Source organism: Dokdonella sp., assembly GCF_019634815.1.
Lineage (GTDB): Bacteria > Pseudomonadota > Gammaproteobacteria > Xanthomonadales > Rhodanobacteraceae > Dokdonella_A.
Genome location: NZ_JAHCAP010000028.1, coordinates 24,363 through 43,434 on the forward strand (window position 1 = coordinate 24,363; position 19,072 = coordinate 43,434).

13 protein-coding genes and 1 pseudogene are annotated in these 19,072 nt (G+C 64.0%); 8 read left to right on the forward strand and 6 right to left on the reverse strand.

All coding sequences use genetic code 11. From position 1 onward, the window contains the following. Positions 1-19: 19 nt before the first annotated feature. Complete coding sequence (locus KF759_RS12480) at positions 20-1,384, forward strand: glutamate--cysteine ligase (RefSeq protein WP_291226009.1); 1,365 nt, start codon at positions 20-22, stop codon at positions 1,382-1,384. Positions 1,385-1,401: 17 nt separating this feature from the next. On the opposite strand, the gene KF759_RS12485 is transcribed toward KF759_RS12480, so the two are convergent. Genes KF759_RS12485 through bioD form a run of 3 tightly spaced genes read right to left on the reverse strand, consistent with a single transcriptional unit; the run spans position 1,402 to position 3,783 of the window. Beyond that, on the reverse strand, positions 1,402-1,752 hold the full coding sequence (locus KF759_RS12485) for a hypothetical protein (protein WP_291226011.1): 351 nt from the start codon (positions 1,750-1,752) through the stop codon (positions 1,402-1,404). A 32-nt stretch (positions 1,753-1,784) separates the two neighbouring features. Continuing rightward, positions 1,785-3,137, reverse strand: a complete 1,353-nt coding sequence (locus KF759_RS12490) for a hypothetical protein (RefSeq protein WP_291226013.1) — start codon at positions 3,135-3,137, stop codon at positions 1,785-1,787. Continuing rightward, the gene (gene bioD / locus KF759_RS12495) at positions 3,127-3,783 is read right to left on the reverse strand and encodes a dethiobiotin synthase (protein WP_345777433.1); all 657 of its coding nucleotides are present in this window, start codon (positions 3,781-3,783) and stop codon (positions 3,127-3,129) included. Before bioD ends, KF759_RS12490 begins: the two co-directional genes overlap by 11 nt. 216 nt (positions 3,784-3,999) lie before the next feature. Here bioD and KF759_RS12500 point away from each other — a divergent pair, with 216 nt between their 5' ends. Both KF759_RS12500 and KF759_RS12505 read left to right on the forward strand, forming a co-directional pair. Further along, the gene (locus tag KF759_RS12500; RefSeq protein ID WP_291226018.1) at positions 4,000-4,392 is read left to right on the forward strand and encodes an MAPEG family protein; all 393 of its coding nucleotides are present in this window, start codon (positions 4,000-4,002) and stop codon (positions 4,390-4,392) included. A gap of 265 nt (positions 4,393-4,657) precedes the next feature. After that, a complete protein-coding gene (locus tag KF759_RS12505; RefSeq protein ID WP_291226020.1) occupies positions 4,658-6,067 on the forward strand; it encodes an FAD-binding oxidoreductase in 1,410 nt (469 codons plus the stop codon). 14 nt (positions 6,068-6,081) lie between these two features. Here KF759_RS12505 and KF759_RS12510 read toward each other — a convergent pair whose 3' ends face one another. The 3 genes and pseudogenes from KF759_RS12510 to KF759_RS12520 all read right to left on the reverse strand — a co-directional run. Then, on the reverse strand, positions 6,082-6,798 hold the full coding sequence (locus KF759_RS12510; protein ID WP_291226022.1) for a hypothetical protein: 717 nt from the start codon (positions 6,796-6,798) through the stop codon (positions 6,082-6,084). Beyond that, positions 6,795-9,539 carry a DUF2339 domain-containing protein gene (locus KF759_RS12515; RefSeq protein ID WP_291226024.1) on the reverse strand — a complete coding sequence of 915 codons (2,745 nt, stop codon included), beginning with the start codon at positions 9,537-9,539 and terminating at the stop codon, positions 6,795-6,797. Before KF759_RS12515 ends, KF759_RS12510 begins: the two co-directional genes overlap by 4 nt. Positions 9,540-9,571: 32 nt before the next feature. Continuing rightward, positions 9,572-9,976: pseudogene (locus tag KF759_RS12520) on the reverse strand (2-oxo acid dehydrogenase subunit E2); the annotation flags it as partial. Positions 9,977-10,339: 363 nt separating this feature from the next. Here KF759_RS12520 and KF759_RS12525 point away from each other — a divergent pair. The 5 genes from KF759_RS12525 to KF759_RS12545 all read left to right on the forward strand — a co-directional run bounded on the left by KF759_RS12525 (position 10,340) and on the right by KF759_RS12545 (position 18,877). Further along, positions 10,340-16,348: an RHS repeat-associated core domain-containing protein gene (locus tag KF759_RS12525; protein WP_291226026.1), complete on the forward strand. Its 6,009-nt coding sequence runs from the start codon at positions 10,340-10,342 to the stop codon at positions 16,346-16,348. 19 nt (positions 16,349-16,367) lie between these two features. Beyond that, entirely contained in the window at positions 16,368-16,766 is a 399-nt protein-coding gene (locus KF759_RS12530) for a hypothetical protein (RefSeq protein ID WP_291226028.1), read from the forward strand. A 238-nt stretch (positions 16,767-17,004) separates the two neighbouring features. After that, on the forward strand, positions 17,005-17,610 hold the full coding sequence (locus KF759_RS12535) for a hypothetical protein (RefSeq protein ID WP_291226030.1): 606 nt from the start codon (positions 17,005-17,007) through the stop codon (positions 17,608-17,610). A gap of 72 nt (positions 17,611-17,682) precedes the next feature. Beyond that, positions 17,683-18,537 (forward strand): RHS repeat-associated core domain-containing protein, encoded by an 855-nt coding sequence (locus KF759_RS12540; RefSeq protein WP_291226032.1) that lies wholly within the window; start codon positions 17,683-17,685, stop codon positions 18,535-18,537. Next, on the forward strand, positions 18,503-18,877 hold the full coding sequence (locus KF759_RS12545; protein WP_291226034.1) for a hypothetical protein: 375 nt from the start codon (positions 18,503-18,505) through the stop codon (positions 18,875-18,877). Before KF759_RS12540 ends, KF759_RS12545 begins: the two co-directional genes overlap by 35 nt. The last annotated feature ends 195 nt before the right edge of the window (positions 18,878-19,072 follow it).

Here is a 19,072-nt window from a genome sequence, read left to right on the forward strand (position 1 = left end):
GCACAAGAGGCAGTTCGTGATGTCCGGCCCGAGCAACGTCCACGACGATCCCCTTGCGGGCCGCCAGCAGCTGGTCGACTACATCGCCGCGGGCGAGAAGCCCGCAGCGCAGTGGCGCATCGGCACCGAGCACGAAAAGTTCGGTTTCCGCCTCGACGATCTGCGTCCGCCGACCTGGGACGGCGAGCGCGGCATCGGCGCGCTGCTTCGCGGGCTGACGCGTTTCGGATGGGAGCCGATCGAAGAGCACGGCAAGTTGATCGCGCTCGCACGCGAGGGCGCCTCGGTGACGCTCGAGCCGGCGGGTCAACTCGAGCTTTCAGGCGCGCAGCTCGAAAACGTGCACGAAACCTGCTGCGAGGTGACCTGCCATCTGCAGGAGGTCCACACGGTTGCCGATGAATTGGGTCTGGGCTTTCTCGGCATGGGCTTCCAGCCCAAGTGGCGACGACAGGACATGCCGTGGATGCCCAAGGGCCGCTACAGGATCATGCGTGAATACATGCCCAAGGTTGGCGCCCTGGGCCTGGACATGATGACGCGGACCTGCACCGTGCAGGTCAATCTCGATTTTTCCAGCGAAGCCGACATGGTGAAGAAATTCCGTGTCGCGCTCGCCCTGCAGCCGGTCGCCACTGCGCTGTTCGCCGATTCACCGTTCACCGAAGGGCAGCCCAACGGCTTCCAGAGTTATCGCTCGCACATCTGGACCGACACCGATGCCGACCGCACCGGCATGCTCGACTTCGTGTTCGAGGACGGCTTCGGCTACGAGCGCTACGTCGATTACCTGCTCGACGTGCCGATGTACTTCAGCTATCGCAAGGGCGAGTACATCGACTTGTCCGGCAAGAGTTTTCGCAAGTTTCTCGACGGCAACTTGCCCGAAATGCCGGGCGCCAAGGCGAGCCTGCGCGACTGGGCCGATCACATGACCACCGCGTTTCCCGAGGTGCGTCTGAAGAAATTCCTCGAGATGCGCGGCGCCGATGGCGGGCCGTGGAATCGCCTGTGCGCGCTGCCCGCATTCTGGGTGGGATTGCTCTACGACCAGACCGCGCTCGATGCGGCCTGGGACCTGGTCAAGGACTTCACGCGCGAGCAGCGTCACGCGCTGCGCGATGGCGTGCCACGCGATGCCTTGGGCCTCAAGTTTCGCGGCGGGAGCGTGCGCGATCTTGCGCGCGAGGCACTCGCGATCAGTGCACAGGGCCTGCAGCGGCGCGCGCGCCGCAACGCACATGGTGCCGACGAGCGCATCTTCCTCGACATCCTCACCCAGATCGTCGAGGCCAACCAGACGCCGGCCCAGCGCAAGCTGGAATTGTTCCACGGGCCGTGGCGCGGTGACATCGACCGCGTGTTCAGCGAGTTTGCCTACTGAAATCGGCGCGCCGCGGATCAGACCGTGCTGACGTCGCGCAGCGTCCAGTGACGGCCGATCAGCAAGGTCAGGCGATGTGCGATCACCGCATGTTGCAGCGTCGTGCAGATGGTGACGCGGACGTGGATGTCTGACTGATGCGCCTCGACCGTCGCATTGGGATCGCTCGCGCCCAGCGCGGGATCGACAGCATCGGGATCAGGCTGCATCGCGCGCCAGCGCCGCCACAGGGTCGGCTCGCGCAACGCCTGCTGCAACAGCGCCGCGAGACTTTCCGGCGCGTCGCCGTCGAACGAGAGTTCCTTGAACTCGCCGCGTGCGCGCGCGAGGTCGTCGATCGTGAATTCGTAGCGTTGAATCGTGCCCATGCCAAGTCTCCGTGGAGCCTGCGGCCAGTGTATCAGCGTGCATCGGCCGCAGTCGGTACGAGCGTGCACGCAAGCGCGAGCAGGCTCGCCACGCAGGGCCAGCCCAGATAGCGTACTTCGGCCGAAGGCGCGAGCGCGAACAGCGGCAGGAGCAGCAAAGCCGCGCTCGCCAATGCGGCCCACGCCACGGCCGCCGACCGAGCATCACGCCGACGCCACGCGATGAGTGCCGCGCACAGGCCGCACATCAGATACGGCCAGGCCGCGAGCGCGGGGCCCGCACGCAGCGCATCGGCCGCATGCATCAATTGCCGGTGCAGCGCGCCATCGTTTGCCGCCAGCGGCGGGTTGTCTCCATAGTCCGTCGGCGTGTCAACGTAGATCAGGCTTGCGGGCCAGTCGTGCGGATGCGTGCCCACGAGCGCGTGCGTAACTGCCCAGCGATGTGCGAGCCATGCGCGCGGATGATGCACGATGGCATTCAACCAGACGCCGCGCAGCTGCGTGAGCTCGCTGTCGGACAGCGGCGGCGTGAACGGCGAGCGCACGCCGTGGCGAGTTTCGAACAAACTGAGATTGCTCCACGGGCGGAATGCTGCGGCAAGTTCATCGACATCGAGACCGGGCCCGATCATGAAGGGGGGCAGCAGCATCCGGTGTGTCTGTACCGACATGCCCGCCAGATCGAATTGCGCGAGCGAGGGCCACACCGGGGTGCGCCCGCGCACCTGTGCATCGAGCGCGCTGCCGAGGGCAAGCAGCGCCGCAAGCAGGATGCCGCTGCTGACGAGGATGCGCGCAAGACGGTGTCGCATCGTGCTCGCAGAGGGCCAGGCCAGAACGCTCCACCAAGCGAGGATGGGTGCGACCGCGGGCAGGGCGTTGTGGCGCAGCAGGGCGGCGTAGGCCAGGCAGGGCAAGGCGGCCAGCAGCCAGATGCGGCGCGCAGCCGAGACGCGGGCGCGCGCCAGCAGGCCGATGGCGCAGGTCGCCGCTGCGAGCACGCCGACATCGGTCCAGACATGCGCGCGCAAAAGCCACGGCAAGGGCGCAAGCGCGATCACGGCCAGGGCGATGCTGCCCGGCACGGCTCGCCAGCGCAGCGATGCGGCGAGCAAGGCCAGGCCGCTCCAGAACAGCAGCAGATGCAAAGCGAAAACACCCGCGGGTCCTGCGCCGAGCCAGTCGCTCAAGCTCAGCGCGAACACGAAGGCCGGTGGCGTGATGCCATCCATCGCGGCGTGGCGAGCCTGCCACCAGGCATGCGCGGTATCGAACGACACCAGGCCCGGCCAGAACGCTGCACAGTCGAGCAAGACTCCGCACGCGGCGAGCAGCCACGGCCAGTGGCGGTGCCAACGTCCAGGCGGTGCTTCACAGTGCATCGAGGTCGATCGCCGGCCGTGATTCATCGCGGCCGAGCGTGCCTAGCAGCAGCGCGTCGATGCGCGCGGCAATCGCGGCGATGGTGTCATCGGCATGTGGCATTTCGGGATCGATGCGGTTGGCGATCCAGCCGGCCAGCGTGCAGCCATCGGCCTTGATCGCGCGCGCACTGAGCAGGGCGTGGTTGATCGCGCCGAGTCGGATGCCGACCACCAGCACCACCGGCAGGGCAAATGCGCGCGCGACATCGGCCTGGGCCAGCGATTCGGAAAATGGTGCGAGCCAACCACCGGCGCCTTCGACGACCACGCGGTCGCAACGCGCGGCGATGCGTGCATGGGCGCTGCGCAGCGCGCCGAGATCGACTTCGCGGTGCGCGAGTCGCGCCGCGACGTGGGGCGCGATCGCCGGCGCAAAGGCGTAGGGATTGCAGTCGTCATAATCGGGCTGTGGATCGCTTGCGGCGATCAAGGCGAGCGCGTCGTCATTGCGCAGTCCCGCAGGTGTCGCCGCACAGCCGCTGGCGACCGGCTTCATGCCGCAGGCACGCAGGCCGCGCGCGCGCCAGGCGCCAAGTACGGCGCAACTGGTCCAGGTCTTGCCGATGCCGGTATCGGTACCGGTGACGAAGATGCCGCGCATCATCACGACGCCACGCTGCAGCCCACGGGCCGCCAGCGGGCGACCGGGCATCGCGGCGCGGACGAACGAGCTTGCCTGAATTCGATCATCACCCAAGTATGCCAGCCGGGCACGCAGGCGACGTGCAGCCGGCTTGCGGTCGCTGCAGCGCTTCCCGGTTCCCGATGTGCCACGGTGCCTGTAGCCTTCGGCTTCTCGACCTGACCCGGGGAATGCCTGATGTCGCACCTGCCTGAACTCGTCACCCTGCTCAATGTGCTGCTGCTGTTTGCCACCGCGCTGGCGGTCGGCTATGGCCGCCACCGCTACCAGATCAGGGCGCCGGCGGTGAGTGGGCATCCGCAATTCGAACGTGCCTATCGCGTGCAGATGAACACCTTGGAGAACACCGTGGTGTTCCTGCCTGCGCTGTGGCTTGCCGCGCTGCACGGCTTTGCCCTGTGGGCGGGGATTGCAGGCCTGGTCTGGCTCGTGGGTCGGACTTGGTACATGGTGGCCTATCTGCGGCGGCCCGCTTCGCGCGGCCCGGCCTACTTGCTTGCGACTTCGGCCTGGTTCGTGGTGGTGGGCATGGCCGGCTGGGGCGTGGCCAAAGCGATGCTCGCCGGCTAAGACAACCGGTGCGCCGCGGCGCGGCCGCCGCCCAGCCTTGCAAACGTTCCGAGCGAGGCTGCGCCAAGGGGCGCGCGGGCGTTGCCGCGAAGGCCTCGTTCGTCCGCGGTGGAACAATCTTGTCCGCGCAGTCTGCGCTGCGCGAAGACGATGAGTGTTCGCCCACGCCTGCCGATCAAGCCGACAGATCCCTGAGCCACGAGCGGCGGCGGGCCCAATTGCGCGCGACTACAATTGCGTCACTGCAGTTCGGCGGGAACGGTGGATGGAAGTGCTCGATGCCCTGCGTGCGATCGTCGGCGATGCCCATGTGCTCATGGGCGCGGAGGCCGAGCCGGCGCTGCTGGATTGGCGTGGACGGTATCGGGGCCGCGCGCTCGCGCTGCTGCGGCCTGAAACGAACGCGGAGGTCGCCGCACTCGTGAGCCACTGCGCGCGGCAGGGCATCGGCATCGTGCCGCAAGGTGGCAACACCGGGCTCAACGGTGGCGCCACGCCCGACGCATCCGGCGCCGCCGTGGTGCTGTCGCTGGCACGCCTCAAGCGCATCCGCAGTGTCGATGCCGCCAACGATTCGATCGTGGTCGAAGCCGGCTGCGTGCTGCAGGACGTGCAGCGCGCAGCGCAGGCAGCCGGTCGCCTGTTCCCGCTCAGCCTAGGCTCCGAAGGCAGTTGCACGATCGGTGGCAACCTCGCCACCAATGCCGGCGGCACCCAGGTGTTGCGCTACGGCTCGATGCGCGAGCTGTGTCTCGGGCTCGAAGTGGTGACTGCGCAAGGCGAGATCTGGCACGGGCTGCGCACATTGCGCAAGGACAATACCGGCTATGACCTGCGCGACATCTACATCGGCAGCGAAGGCACGCTCGGCATCATCACCGCGGCCGCGCTCAAGCTGTTTCCGTTGCCGGCCGCGCGCATGACAGCCCTGCTTGCGCTCGATTCGATCGAGGCCGCGGTGGACCTGCTGGCACGTGCACGCGCGGATTTCGGCGCCGCGCTCACCGGGTTCGAATTGATTGCAGGTGACTGCCTGCGCGCGGTCACGCAAACGTTCCCGCAGTTGCAGGCGCCGCTCGCGTCCGCGACCGCGGCCTTGCCTTGGCATGTGCTGATCGAGTTGTCGGACAGCGAATCCGAACAGCACGCGCGCGCACGCTTCGAGGCCGTACTCGGCGCGGCAAGCGTGGAAGGTTTGATCAAGGACGCCGTCATTGCCACGTCGATCGCGCACAGCCAGGCGTTGTGGCATTTGCGCGAGAGCATTCCGCTGGCCGAAAAGGCTGCCGGCATCAGCATCAAGCACGACATCGCGCTGCCGATCTCGGCGATCGCGGGTTTCGTGCGCGATACCGGTGCGGCCTTGCAGACCTCGTTTCTCGGGGTGCGTGTGGTCGTGTTCGGCCACCTCGGTGATGGCAACCTGCACTACAACGTTGCCCGCGGCGCGGACATGGACGAGGCTGCGCTGCTTGCGCGCGAGGCCGACATCAACGCGCTGGTGTACGAGCGCGTGCATGCGCTGGGCGGATCGATCAGCGCCGAGCACGGCATCGGCCAGCTCAAGCGTGAGCTGTTGCCGCGCTATCAGGATCCGGTGGCGCTCTCGCTGATGCGGCAGATCAAGGCAGCGCTCGATCCGCAGGGAATCATGAACCCCGGCAAGCTGCTCTGATCACGCTTGAAGGATCACCCAAGTGCCGAGCTCGGCTTGATGGCCAGGCGGGATCCCGGGCAAGTGTGCCACTCCGCGGCCGGTGCTGGCATTGCGGCTATTCGAAGCCGTTGGCGAAGATGGAATCGCAGGCTTGCCACCATGGTGTCACGCCGGTGGCAGCATTCCAGTTCGCATCCGTGGGCGACGGGAAGTCCAAAGGGTTCGGGCACAGGCGTTGACCAACCGGGAAGCAGCGCCGACGGCGACGGCACTGCCGGTGGCGTGCCGGTCAGCTGGTTGTTGCCAACTGAGAAGGCTCGCAGCGACGTCAAGCCGGACAGCGACGGCAGCGCGCCCACGAGAGTGTTGTCGTACAAGTCGACGCCAATCACATGCCCGTTGCCACTGTCGCAGGTGATGCCAAACCACGTGCATTCGGTGCCGGCGGCGCCCAGCCAGCCGCTGCGGTTGGTCCAGCTGGCGCCCTGGGTGTTGTTGTAGAGATCGACCAGCACCTGGCGCTCGGAAGCCGGAATCTGCGCGAAGGCCGGCAGCGCGAGGGTCGCCAACGCCAGCGTGGTCAGTGTGGCGCGGAAGAACTTCCGGAAACGAGTCATGATTTCTTCCTTGAATGGACAAGTCAGACCAGGAAATCCGTAAATCGCGTTTGCTTGTAAACCGGAACCCTGCGGATTCACCGCCCGAGCCGGGGCGAGCAGCGTGAGGCTGTGGGCAAGGCGCAAGTTCATGCGCTGGCAGCCTGCGTTGTGGATGCGCTGCGCCGCGGCGGTGCCGGTGCCATCCAGCCGACCAGGGTGCACAGCAGGCCGAATCCAAGGAAGGCGCCAATCCCGAGCAGGTCGCCGAGGTTGTCGCGATCGATCAGCAGGAGCTTGGCCAGCACCACGCCCATGAGGATCGCGCCCGCGAGCCACACGCCCCACAGGCCACGACGCGAGCCGACGATCCAGCCGGTCACGCCGAACAGGCTCCACACCACGCTCAGGCTGGTCTGCGCGAGCGCGCTGGACAGCAGCACCTCGCTCCACGGTAAATCGCCCCAGTGGTGCACGCCGCGCAGCGTGATGATCGTCACCAGCGCTGCGCTCGCCAGCGCCAGCAGCACGCGCAGCTCTTGTGCTGCGCTGGCGGCGGGCACGCGCGCACGCAGCCAGGCCAGCGCCAACAGCAGGAACGCGCCTTGCGCGAGATCCAGCGGATTGAGCAGCGCGATCCATGGCAGGGGAGCGCTGGCACCATCGCTGCCCAGGGCGACCAGCCACCACAGTGCAAGCACGATCAGGCAGATGCGCTGCAGTACGCCGCGCATCGGATCGAAGGCGGCGCCCAAGGGCAGTCGCAGCCATGGCCAGTAGCGCAGCACGGTCGCCAGCAAGGCGAGCCACGGCAGTGCGAACAACATGCCGACCCAACCCGCGGCCAGCGCAAGGACATCGCCCAAATGCCAGGCTTCCAGCGACAGCACCAGAGGCAAGGTCAGCCACCATCCCAGTTGCGCCAGTCGCGGCATCCTGCCTTCGACATCGCGCAGACAGCTCACGGCACGCCAGCCCAACAGGGCAAATGCAGGCCAGGCCCAGATGCCGATTCCGGCCAAAGGATGAGTGACCATCGTCGGCAGCAACAGCGCGATCGGCACGGCAAGCCACAGGCCGATCAGCGTGGTGGTGGCAAGCAGGCGTGACGGGATGTGGCGGCGTGCTTCGGCGGCGAGCCAGGCGGTGATGCCCAGCAGCAGCAGGACCGCGTGCAGGCGACGCCACGGTTCGATGAACGTGATGATTTCGTGGACGCCATTGCCCAGCCACCATGCCAGCGCCCACAGGTAGGCGAGCGCGGCAAGTACTTGGTTGCCTGCGCGGCGTTCGAGCCAGGCACTGGCAAGACCTGCCACCGCGATCAGCAGGGCGCCCATGAAGTCGGCATTGATGATCGCCTGCGCATCGTACGCATGCGTTTGGCTGGCACCCAGCAGCAACGCGCCAGCGGCCAGCACCTGCAGCACATAGCCGGCCAGATGCACGAGACGCCGCTGCTGGACCTGGCCCAGCCAGACCAGCCCGGCGCCTTCCAATGCGAACACGGCAGCGGTGGCGCGCGCCGACAGCGCCAGCGGCACCGCGAGCGTGGCAAAACCCGCCGCGAGAATCGCGTGTGCGCGTCCGAGCAGGCGCAGGCGCGGCGTGCGCAGCAGCCACCACGCGAGCACCGCATAGAGTGCGGCCAATCCCAGCGCATTGAAAGCCAGCGGCATGCGCGCGCCTTCGAGCAAGCTTGCCTGCAGGCCGAACGCGATCAGCGGCGTGCCGAACAACAGGCAGCCGTCGATGCGTCCCCCACCGGGACGCTCCACCTTGCGTGCGTAGAGGATCGGCAACAGCAGGTAGAACGCGAAGAACAGCAGCAGGAAGGGTTCGGTGCTGGAAAATTTTTCCGGCACATAACTGAGCACACCCCAGAACGTGCCGATGCCCCAAGTGAAGATGAAGCCAAGCAGGTTGAGAATGCGCCAGGGCTTGATCCAGGCAATCACAAGGATGCCCAGATTGAGCAGCGCGTAATAGCTGAACAGCGCGACATGATTGCCGCTGCCGCTGGACAGCCACAGCGGCGCGAGAAATCCCGCGAACACGCCCAGCACGGCAAGAGTGTGCGAGTCCTGCGCTACTGCCAGCACCACCAGGCCGGCGATCAATGCGATGCTCAGGGCGAACGCTGGTGCCGCGTCGATCAGACCATACAGTTTGAACGCCGCAAACACGGTCAGCAGCAGGACGCCGATTGCGCCACCCTGCAGCGCCTGCGCGAACGCGCGATGGCTCTCGCGCTTGCGCCAGGCGAAGGTCAGGGCGGCGAGCGCAGTTGCACTCACGCCGATCAAGCGCAATTGGATCGGCAGCGTGAACCAACCCTGGTCGTTGGCGTACCGCAGCAGTGCGGCCACGCCGACCAGGAGCACGAGCATGCCGACCTTGACCGGCAAGTTGCCGGTCGTGAACCAGAGTTTGATGCACTCGATCAGCTTGAGGATGGGATCCGGGCGGGTTGCTGCCTGTTGTTGCGGTGGACGCGGCGCCACGGGCGGTGTCGCGGTCGGCGTCGCCGCCGGCAACGGGCTGACGCGTGCGGGCGTTGCAGGCGCGTCCGGTTCCGTGATGGCTGCGGCTGCCGGCGTGTTCGCAGGCAGCGGTGGCGGCGTGGCCGCATCGATCTCGAACCGATGCTCGGTGATGGGCTGCTGCGAAGTCGGGCTTGCCGGGACCGGCGCAGGTGGAGCGGACCTTGGTGCGGCTTGAGCGGGTGAATCTTGCACGGGGCCGGCGCGCGATGGTGCGGACCGCAGACCGCGTAGTTCGGCTTCCAGGCCCTCGACGCGGCGGCGCAGCTCCGAGGTCTTCACCATCGCGATGATCGCCAGGATCGGCGTGATCAGGATGGCCAGCACTACCAGCGTGATCAAACCTTCCATCGACCCGACTCCCATTGTCCGCGAATATCAGATCACAGTTCGCAGCGAGCTGGAATCAACGTCGCAGACAAGGCGCGTGCACCCGGCAGTGCCGGCACGAACAGGCCATCGGGCGTGTCCACCGCGATGCCCAGGTCCACGTGCGGATGCTTGGTGAGGCTGAGGTTGGCATCGTCGAACCAGGCATTGAGCGCAGGCTCGATGCGGCAGGCGGTGACGATCGCGCGGATCGTGCGCGCGGTGATGTCCTGCTTGCCCAGCCAGGCGTGCAGGTCGGCGTCATCGACGATCGTGGTCCGCACCACGCGCGCATGCGCATCGGCCATCACGCGCGCCATGTTGCGACGCACGCCCTTGAGCTGTTCGGGTTGGCCGCTTGCGGAGACGGTTGGCGGCGCGGCGCGCATCGGCTTGCCTGCCTGCGACAGCGTGCTTCGGTTTCCCTCTCCCGTTGGGAGGTCGCGCCGCGGGACGCCTGAGTGTACGCAAGTCCAATCGCAGCAACGTCGACTCACCAAGCGCGCACGGTCTCGACCAGGCCTTGGCGCCAAGCGCAATTTGCGATGCGCTTCGCAACATCCTCATGGGGCGCTTGACACGGGGGGGGGGGGCAACTTGGACGATCACGTGCGCCCCGGGCATCGAGGCGCATCGGGGCGTGAGGGGGCGGGCAATTTGGGGAAGCGAGGTGATCGGGCCTGCGCGCCATGTCTGCGCGTGGCTCGCAGGCTGTCAGTACGGTCGTCTCAATCAGTCTCATCGACAAGCATTTCGTGGAGTGCTGGACAAGGAGGATGGATGTGATTGCGTCAATGTCGAGCAAGCAGTTTTCGATCACTCGCGCGCTTTGGCTATTCGGCGGTCTCGTGCTGTCAGGCGCGACACTCGGCCTGTCCGCCACGCAGTTTGCTCGCGGTGCAATAGGCAGCGGAAACCCTGATCCAATCTTTGCCGACAGTTTCGAGCTGACTCCTGCGAGCTGCGTGGGTGGTCAGGCAGACGCCGATGGTGATGGCCTGCTCGATCTGGCTTGCGTCGAGCCCTTCGTGCCACCCGATCCGAGCGACGTCGCGCCACCGATCGATCCCACCGTGATCACCGATTTTTCGGTCGCCAACGATTTCATCCACGCGGGTACGACGCCCATTCAGCGCGGCGTGAATCCGGCGACGATCCAGCCTTACCGGATGGCGATCCTGCGTGGTCGCGTGTTCGATGGCAGCGGCCAACCGCTGCCTGGGGCCTTGGTGCGGGTGCTCGATCACCCCGAAGTTGGTTATACCTTTTCACGCGCCGACGGCCGCTATGACATCGTGGTCAACGGCGGCGGCGAGATCGTTGCGGACTATCAAAAGGCAGGTTTCCTGCGTGCGCAGCGGCGCGTGACCACGCCTTGGCAAGATTGGGTGCTGATGCCGGATACGGCATTGATCCCACTCGATTCGGCTTCGAGCACAATCGTCTTCAACGCCACCGTCGATCTGCAAGTCCATCGCGCCTCCGCGATCAGCGACAGCGATGGCGATCGCCGAGCGACCTTGTTTTTCCCGGCCGGGATCCGCGCCGATATGGTCGCGCTTGACGGCAGCCGTACGCCGGTCAGCGCGTTGACCGTGCGCGCGACCGAGTACACGGTGGGCCCGAACGGACCGGCACGGATGCCGGCCGTGCTGCCCGCAACCAGCGGCTACACCTATGCAGTGGAGCTGAGCGCCGATGAGGCCCTGCAAACGGGCGCGAAAGGCGTCGAGTTCGATCGTCCGGTCGTGCTCTATTTCGAGAATTATCTTGGCTTTCCCATCGGTACGCGCATCCCGGTTGGCTATTACGATTTCCGTCTCGGCTCCTGGCTGCCCTCGACCGACGGCCGCGTCATCAAGATCCTTGGCGACGCCAACGGCCTGGCTGCGCTCGATGTCGATGGCAGTGGCCAGGCCGCCGACGCAGTGACCCTGGCAGCGCTCGGGATCGACGAAGCGGAGCGCGCCAAGCTCCTCGCGCTGTATCCCATCGGACAGGTACTGTGGCGTTCAGCGGCAACGCACTTCACCCCTTGGGATTGCAATTTCCCCTTCGGCCCGCCACCCGACGCCGAGCCGCCGCAGCCACCCGCGGATCCGCCGGGCGAGCCCGATCCGCCGGAGGATCCCACCAATCCACCCAACCCGAACGATCCGCCCGACGACAATCCCGACGGCCCCGAGGATCCTGATCCCTGCGAGACCTCAGGCAGCATCATCGACTGTTCGAACGCCGACCTGGGCGAGGACATTGCGATCGCGGGCACCGAGCTGGTCTTGAACTATCGCAGCAACCGTATGCGCGGGGCCAACCCGCAGCGCTTTCGCGTGCGTGTCAACGTGACCGGGGCGGCGTTTCCCCCGCTCGTGAAGAAGATCCATGTGCGGCTCACGCTGGGCGGCTACCACGATGAATTCACACTCGATCCACCTGTCCCGAACTACTACCACGAGTTCAATTGGAATGGGCTCGATGTCTACAAGAGACGGTGGCAGGGCGAGGTGCGTGTCAAGGTCGAAGTGGGCTATGTCTACGATGGCGTCTACTACGCTTCGTCGGACGCGTTCAACCGCAGTTTCGGTTCGGTCTCCGGCCAGCTTGTTACCGGCGATCCGGTGAATCGAGAGATCACGGTGTGGTCGAGCTGGTTCGCAGTCGGTGCGATTGCGGGCCGCCCGATTCGGCAGAACTTCTGGGACGCGACGGGCCTGGGCCTGGGTGGCTGGAGCGTATCCGGTCACGATGTGCTCGATCCCGCCAATCACATTCTCTACGCGGGCGATGGCACGACCCGGCGCTTGGGAACGGGCGCATCGGCGGCCTTGGTCGTGGCCGAACCCTACGGCGAGCTGCCGGAGATCGAACCCTCGATCGTGGCGACCGGGCCCGACGGTACGGTGTACAAGGTTGTCACGCCAAATGAGAAGAACCCGCGCGAGCGACTCACGATGCAGCGCCCGGGACAATCGCCGCAAGTTCTGGCCTATTCCTGTCCGGCGGCCGAGGACGGCCGCGAGTACTGCGGCGTTGATCCATCCAGCCCCGAGATGATCTGGCAGGGGGCTCGTCGTATTCAGGTTGATTCGCTGGGCCGTGTCGTCCTCGTGGCAGGAGACGGCGTGCACCGGTTCGCGGCGCCTTCCTGGGCCGTCCAGCACCTGTTTGCTGCAACGAACTGTGCAATCCCTGAGGGTGGGCAGCTCTTCGAGGGCCGCATCGTGTTCACCTGCGGCGCGGCGATCCATGCCGTATGGCCGGATGGTCAGGTGACGCCGTTGACAAGCGCGATACCGGGCCCGCAGCCACGCAAGGAGCGCGCATCCGCGGTGCCGCAGGGCGCAAGTTCCGTAGATCACCTGACGATCGCTGCCAACGGCGATATGTATTTTGTCGATTTCGAATCGGGTGCGCGTATCCGCAAGCTCTCCGCGACTGGCCTGCTCAGCACCGTCATCGGCAACGACACGACGGGTTTCACGCCTGATGGTGCGATGGCCGCTGGGTCGGCGATCACCTATCCGTCGGCCTTGCGTGCGCTGCCCGATGGCCGACTTCTGTTCGCCGAGCAGGGGCGCATCCGCGAGATCCGTCCAAACGGACAATTGCGTACCTTGGTCGGCGGCGGCGATGAGATCATTACTGCAGGTCAGAACATCGGCAAGCGGACGACGGTTTCGCCAACCTGGATCGATCAGTTGCCTGATGGCAGTGTCCTGTTCAACGAGGCGGGGCATATTTTTCGCATCGATCTTTCAGGTCGTTTCAGTTTCGGCAACCTCGATGGCAAGCGACTGGTACCCGCGCCCGATGGCCGCAGCGTGGGCGAATTCGATGTCCAGGGCCGACATCTGCGCACCCTCGATGCAGTCACCGGCGCGGTGTTGCGCGGTTTCGAGTACAACGCGAGCGGTCATCTGATTGGTATCGTCGATCGCGCCGGCAATCGCACGCGCATCGAGTGGAATGGTTTGCAGGCCAGCGCGATCGTGAGTCCGTATGGCGTGCGCACGCAGCTCGCCATCGGTGCCGACGGTTTGCTGCGCACCGTGGCAAACGCCGAGAACCACCAGTGGAAGCTCGATTACCACGGCACCCTGCATGGCCTGCTGACGCGTTTCGAGCGCCCCGGCGGGGTGGGCCATGCAAGCATGTTCGCCTGGGATCTATTTGGCCGCCTGCTCAAGGACACCGACTCCGAAGGGGGCTTCACGCAACTGGACCTTTACAAGTGGGCGGTTGGGCGCGCCAGCACTGGACAAGCCAGGACCGCGCTCAAGCGCGAGCGCGGTGTGGGTTTCTCCACCGACGCCAATGGCGACACCTATTGGAGCCGTTGGGTGAGCGGCGATTCGAACCCGGAATCACGGGTTCTGCGCCGCGATGGCCGCGAGCTGGCCATCTCTTCCCGTGGTCTTGCAACCGAAACGCGCTACGATCCAGACCCGCGCTTTGGCCTCGATGCAGCCTATCCGGCGGCGCAGACGATTTCGATGCCGATCGGGCCGACGGTGAACCGGCAATCGAGCCGCTCGGTATCAAGCGCGGGCGGAACACCCGGTCTCGGCGCGTTCGATCTGTCGGAATCCACCACGATCAACCAGCGGACCCGTACCAGCAGCTACGAAGCAAGCGCGCGGGCCTGGACCTTCACGACACCCGAGCAACGCGGCAGCCGCGTCGAGCTCGATGCGCTGGGCCGGCCCGCGCGCATGGAACTGCCCGCAATGCCCGCAATGACTTGGCACTACGATGCACGCGGACGTTTGCACGAGGCGATCTGGGGTGATGGCACCGAGGCACGACATTGGATCTACGGCTATGACGATCATGGCTACCTCAAGACCCTGACCAATCCGCTCGACCAGACGGTCACCCTCACGCGCGACAGCATCGGCCGCGTGCTCACGCAGAAATTGCCCGATCAGCGGATCGTCGGCTTCGACTACGACGCCGAAGGCAACGTCACATCGATCGTGCCGCCCGGACGTCCGGCGCATGGTTTTCGTTACAACAGCCTCGGGGCTGCCGTCGGCTACGATCCGCCCACCGTGCCCGGCAGCGGCAGTGCCAGCTATGGATGGAATCTCGATCGCCAGTCCAGCGGCGGTACCGATGCCGATGGTCGAGCCGTTACGGTCGGCTATGTCGCCGATCGCTTCGAACCGCAGACGTTGATGACGCCGCAGGTCACACGCACCTACGGCTATGAAGGCGGTGGGCGGCTGAGTTCCATCGTCTCGCCTGCGGGCGCGGGCAACGATGGGACCCATGTGTGGTGGGCAGGTCCGCTGGTGCGCGGATTGGGCTGGACAGGAGCGGTTTCAGGCAGCGTCGAATTCGAATACGACCCCAACCTCTGGCTGCGCAGATTGACGGTGCGCTATGGAAGCGGCGTGCCGACACAGGTCGACACGGTTCACGACTACGACAACGACGGCTTGTTGCTCAGTACGGATCTGGCTGGCGCCCACCTTGCATTCGCCAGAGACGCCGCCAGCGGGCGCCTGACGGACAGCACGTTGGGTGTTGTCACGGATGCCTGGACGTACTCGACCTTTGGCGAGCCAGCAACGCACACGATCCAGGCTGCGGCGGCGCCCGTGCTTGACTTTTCCTACACACACGACAAGCTGGGCCGCATCGTGCACAAGGTCGAGACCACGCCCATGGCGAGTCATGTGACCGACTACGGATATGATGCAGCCGGTCGTCTGGAGACGATCCAGCGCGACGGCGTGCTGGCGGTGACGTATGTGTACGATGCCAACGGCAATCGACTGCACGAGATCACGCCAACCGCGACCACTAGCGGCAGCTACGATGATCAGGACCGCCAGTCATCCTGGGGCAGCGAGAGTTTCCAGTGGAATGCGAGCGGCCAGCTCACGAGCCGCATCGGCGCTGACGGCACCACGAGCTACGCCTATGATGCGCTCGGCAACCTGCGCGGCGTGGCCTTGCCGGGCGGCGCGAACGTCGAGTACGTGATCGACGGTCTCGACCGCCGCGTGGGCCGCAAGGAGAACGGCGTGTTGACGCGTCAGTACCTGTACAAGGATGGCCTCAAGCCGGTGGCCGAGCTCGATGGCAGCGGTGATCTGGTCGCGTTGTACGCCTACGCCGAGTGGTCGCACGCGCCGAGCCTGATGCGCAAGGGCGACAGGACCTATCGCATCGTCAGTGATCACCTGGGCAGCCCGCGCCGCGTGATCGACATCGACAGCGGCGCTGTCGTGCAGGCGCTCGATTACGACGAGTGGGGCAAGGTGCTGGCCGACAGCAACCCGGGCTTCCAGCCATTCGGTTTCGCCGGCGGGCTGTACGATCCGGCGACCGGGCTGTTGCGCTTCGGTGCCCGCGACTACGACCCCTCGACCGGGCGCTGGACGGCCAAGGACCCGATCGGGTTTGGTGGAGGGGATACGAATCTTTATGCGTATGTAGGCAACAATCCACTTAGTTACACTGATCCCTATGGATTGTCGAAACTTGACCCGTTCTACGGTCTCCCGAAGAAATTCTGGAATTGGTTGCACGCAGAAGATGGCGGCAAGCTGATTAAGGATTTGAAGGATGGGACGGGAAACGTTCCTCCAGATATCGCCAAGGATTACCACAAGGAATGGGAGAACCTTGGCAAGCCCAATCAACGCAAAGAAAAGGGCTTTGCCGATCCGGAACTGCTGGAATGGCTCTTTCCTTGGTGGTTAACGCCTTCGGAACTTGGCGCTGATCCCTGTGAGATGCCTGGTGGACCTGCCTGTGCGCCTCCACCAAGTTGCCCGTAGCCAAGAAGCGAGGACAGCAATGGCCTTTATCTTATTTAGCGCGTTTGGCCCTGATTTTTCGGCGAGCACCTTTGTTTCGAAGCATGGCCTCAAGACAGATTCCACTTGGTCGAAAGGAAAGCCTCTTCGTTCAGGAAATCTCCACAAAGATGCTGGCTTCAGTCTGAATTTTGACGAGGTACAAACAACCAACGAAGTTGTCCCGTTGATTGAAACCTTCCTTAAGGAAAGCCAGGGATGGCTTGCTGATTTGCGTGAGCAACCGGTAGTACGTCTTCTCCATCTTGGTGTGACGGTCGGTGAGGAGAGTTCGTTTGTGCCTTGCCTTGAATTTTGCGTCTCTTTCCTAAAGCTGCTTGTTGATGAACGAATTGAACTACATGTTTCGGCGTATCCAACGAACGATACGGATGAATAGATAGATACATCCAGGCAGCAACCCGGATGATTTCACGGGGCTGTTTCGGAGTTGGTAATAGACGTTCGCCAGACTTTCTTGGCGGTACACGGGCGACTCAGGAAAAGATTCTTTCTCTGATCAATGCCGATGGATCTGGGAACATTAATGTAACAGTTAATGAGGTCCCGCCGCTTGGGCCGGTGTCTGCATGGACGGAAAGTCAATTTGGCTTCCAAATGCCATGAGGCGCGAAAACATGAATGATATTTGCAGGAAAGTATTTGCACCATGGTTTAGGCCCCCCCAGATATTGGCCGCGTTATTAGCTTGTAACTTTTCGCTTGAGTCCTTCGCAGGCGAGACCTCGCCCCGGTGTTATGGGGCGGTCAGCATGTTCATTCAGCGCGCAGACGAAAAGACTTTGGCCGAACTGAGGGCGGCTGATCCAAAGGAATGTTGGATCTATTTTGACCTGTGTGACGATAGGCGGGGGGCTTTGCAACAGCGAGTGGCGGAAGGGAATCGCCCTGCGGCGACGTACCTCGCATCGAAGCTCAAGTTGCTTGGCGGCGGGAATTTGGAGGATGCAATGGTCGCCTTGGGAGAATTCTCGGAGAAAGACATGGAGAGCTTTCTTGCCTTTGCGCGAGACCATGTACTTTCGCCCCAAGTGATCGCGGATGCGGTTGTCATGCTTCCCTTGGAGACAGTGGATGAGCCAGCGTTGCAACTTGGCGAAATCGTGAAGCGCCGGAATGCAGCAGCAAAGGTCTCCGAGCAATCATTGCAGGAGTATCGAAGAGGCGTCTTGGCCGCACTCGATGCGGCTGTGCTCAGGATCAAGAAGAATTACGGTGAATGACACCATCGGCGGAAGTGTGGAGTGGAAGCGGGCGGGCAGCTCGCACGCCGCATCGGTCGCAAGGAGAACGGCGTGTTGACACGTCAGTACCTGTACAAGGATGGCCTCAAGCCGGTGGCCGAGCTCGATGGCAGCGGCGAGCTGGTGGCGCTGTACGCCTACGCGGAGTGGTCACACGCGCCCAGCCTGATGCGCAAGGGCGACAAGACCTACCGCATCGTCAGTGATCACCTGGGCAGCCCGCGCCGCGTGATCGACATAGACAGCGGCGCCATCGTGCAAGCGCTCGATTACGATGAGTGGGGAAACGTGCTGGCCGACAGCAACCCGGGCTTCCAGCCATTCGGTTTCGCCGGCGGGCTGTACGATCCGGCGACCAAGCTATTGCGCTTCGGTGCCCGCGACTACGACCCATCGACCGGGCGCTGGACGGCCAAGGACCCGATCGGGTTTGCGGGTGGGGATGCGAATTTTTATGCGTATGCTGGACTTGATCCGGTGAATTTTCACGATCCCCATGGTCGGGACAAAGTGAATTTCCAGGCGGGCTTCCATGTTCCCCTCACCGCAGGAACCGCATTCGGACCAAATGTATCAAGCACATGGTCGAGTCCTGATCTTTCCGATGCAACATATAATGGCGTCGTCGGAGATCTTGCGCTCGGAACAATATGGGATGTCGGCGTGTCTGTTGGAGTAAGCGACATGAGCGACAGTGGTGGTGATTGTGCCGATGATTATTCAATAAACATCGGGGTGGGGACAAAATTTGGAATACAGATAACACCACGAAAATCAATCGACACAGATAGATTTATTCTTAACCCTGTCCGCTATATTGATGGTATATCTGTTGGTATAGGGCGCGGTGTTTCTTTGCCTGTGAATGTCAGTGGAAGAGCCACCGAGCCGTTCTTCTGGCCATGATAAAGTGAAAAGGCAAGTTTTGGATGGTGCTTTTGGTCATCAGCGCCGGCTTGAGCCCGGTCACTCTTCGTTGATTGATGTGCGTTGTTTCTATTGGACGCGCTGCGGATTGCTGTTCAACAGCGGCGGGATCTTGGCCAAGAGGTTCCGGTTCCATGATGAGTATTTCACGATTGGAAATACCATCGAGATCGAATACCGAGAGATTGAGCGCGTTTCGTTGAAATTGTTCTGGGTTTTGGGGATCGTCATCATGCGGCTGGCTTGCGGATCCACGTTCTACATTGTGTCAAGGCGAGCCGACGAGATCGCGAACTTTCTTGAGCAGGCTGCCGAGTGAGCGGACGGCGCGAGCCTGCAAGTTGAACTGAATTGCTGCTCCTTGGCAGGCCATGGCGGCGCAGGCCGCGAGGTGCCGATGGCCGCCGTGGCGCGGATGCTGGGCACATCGGGTGATCGGGTGGGCCGTGTGCTGGACTTCCACGTCAACACGGCCCGCGATCGTGTCCTGGTGTTCCGGACGCTCCGTTATTGC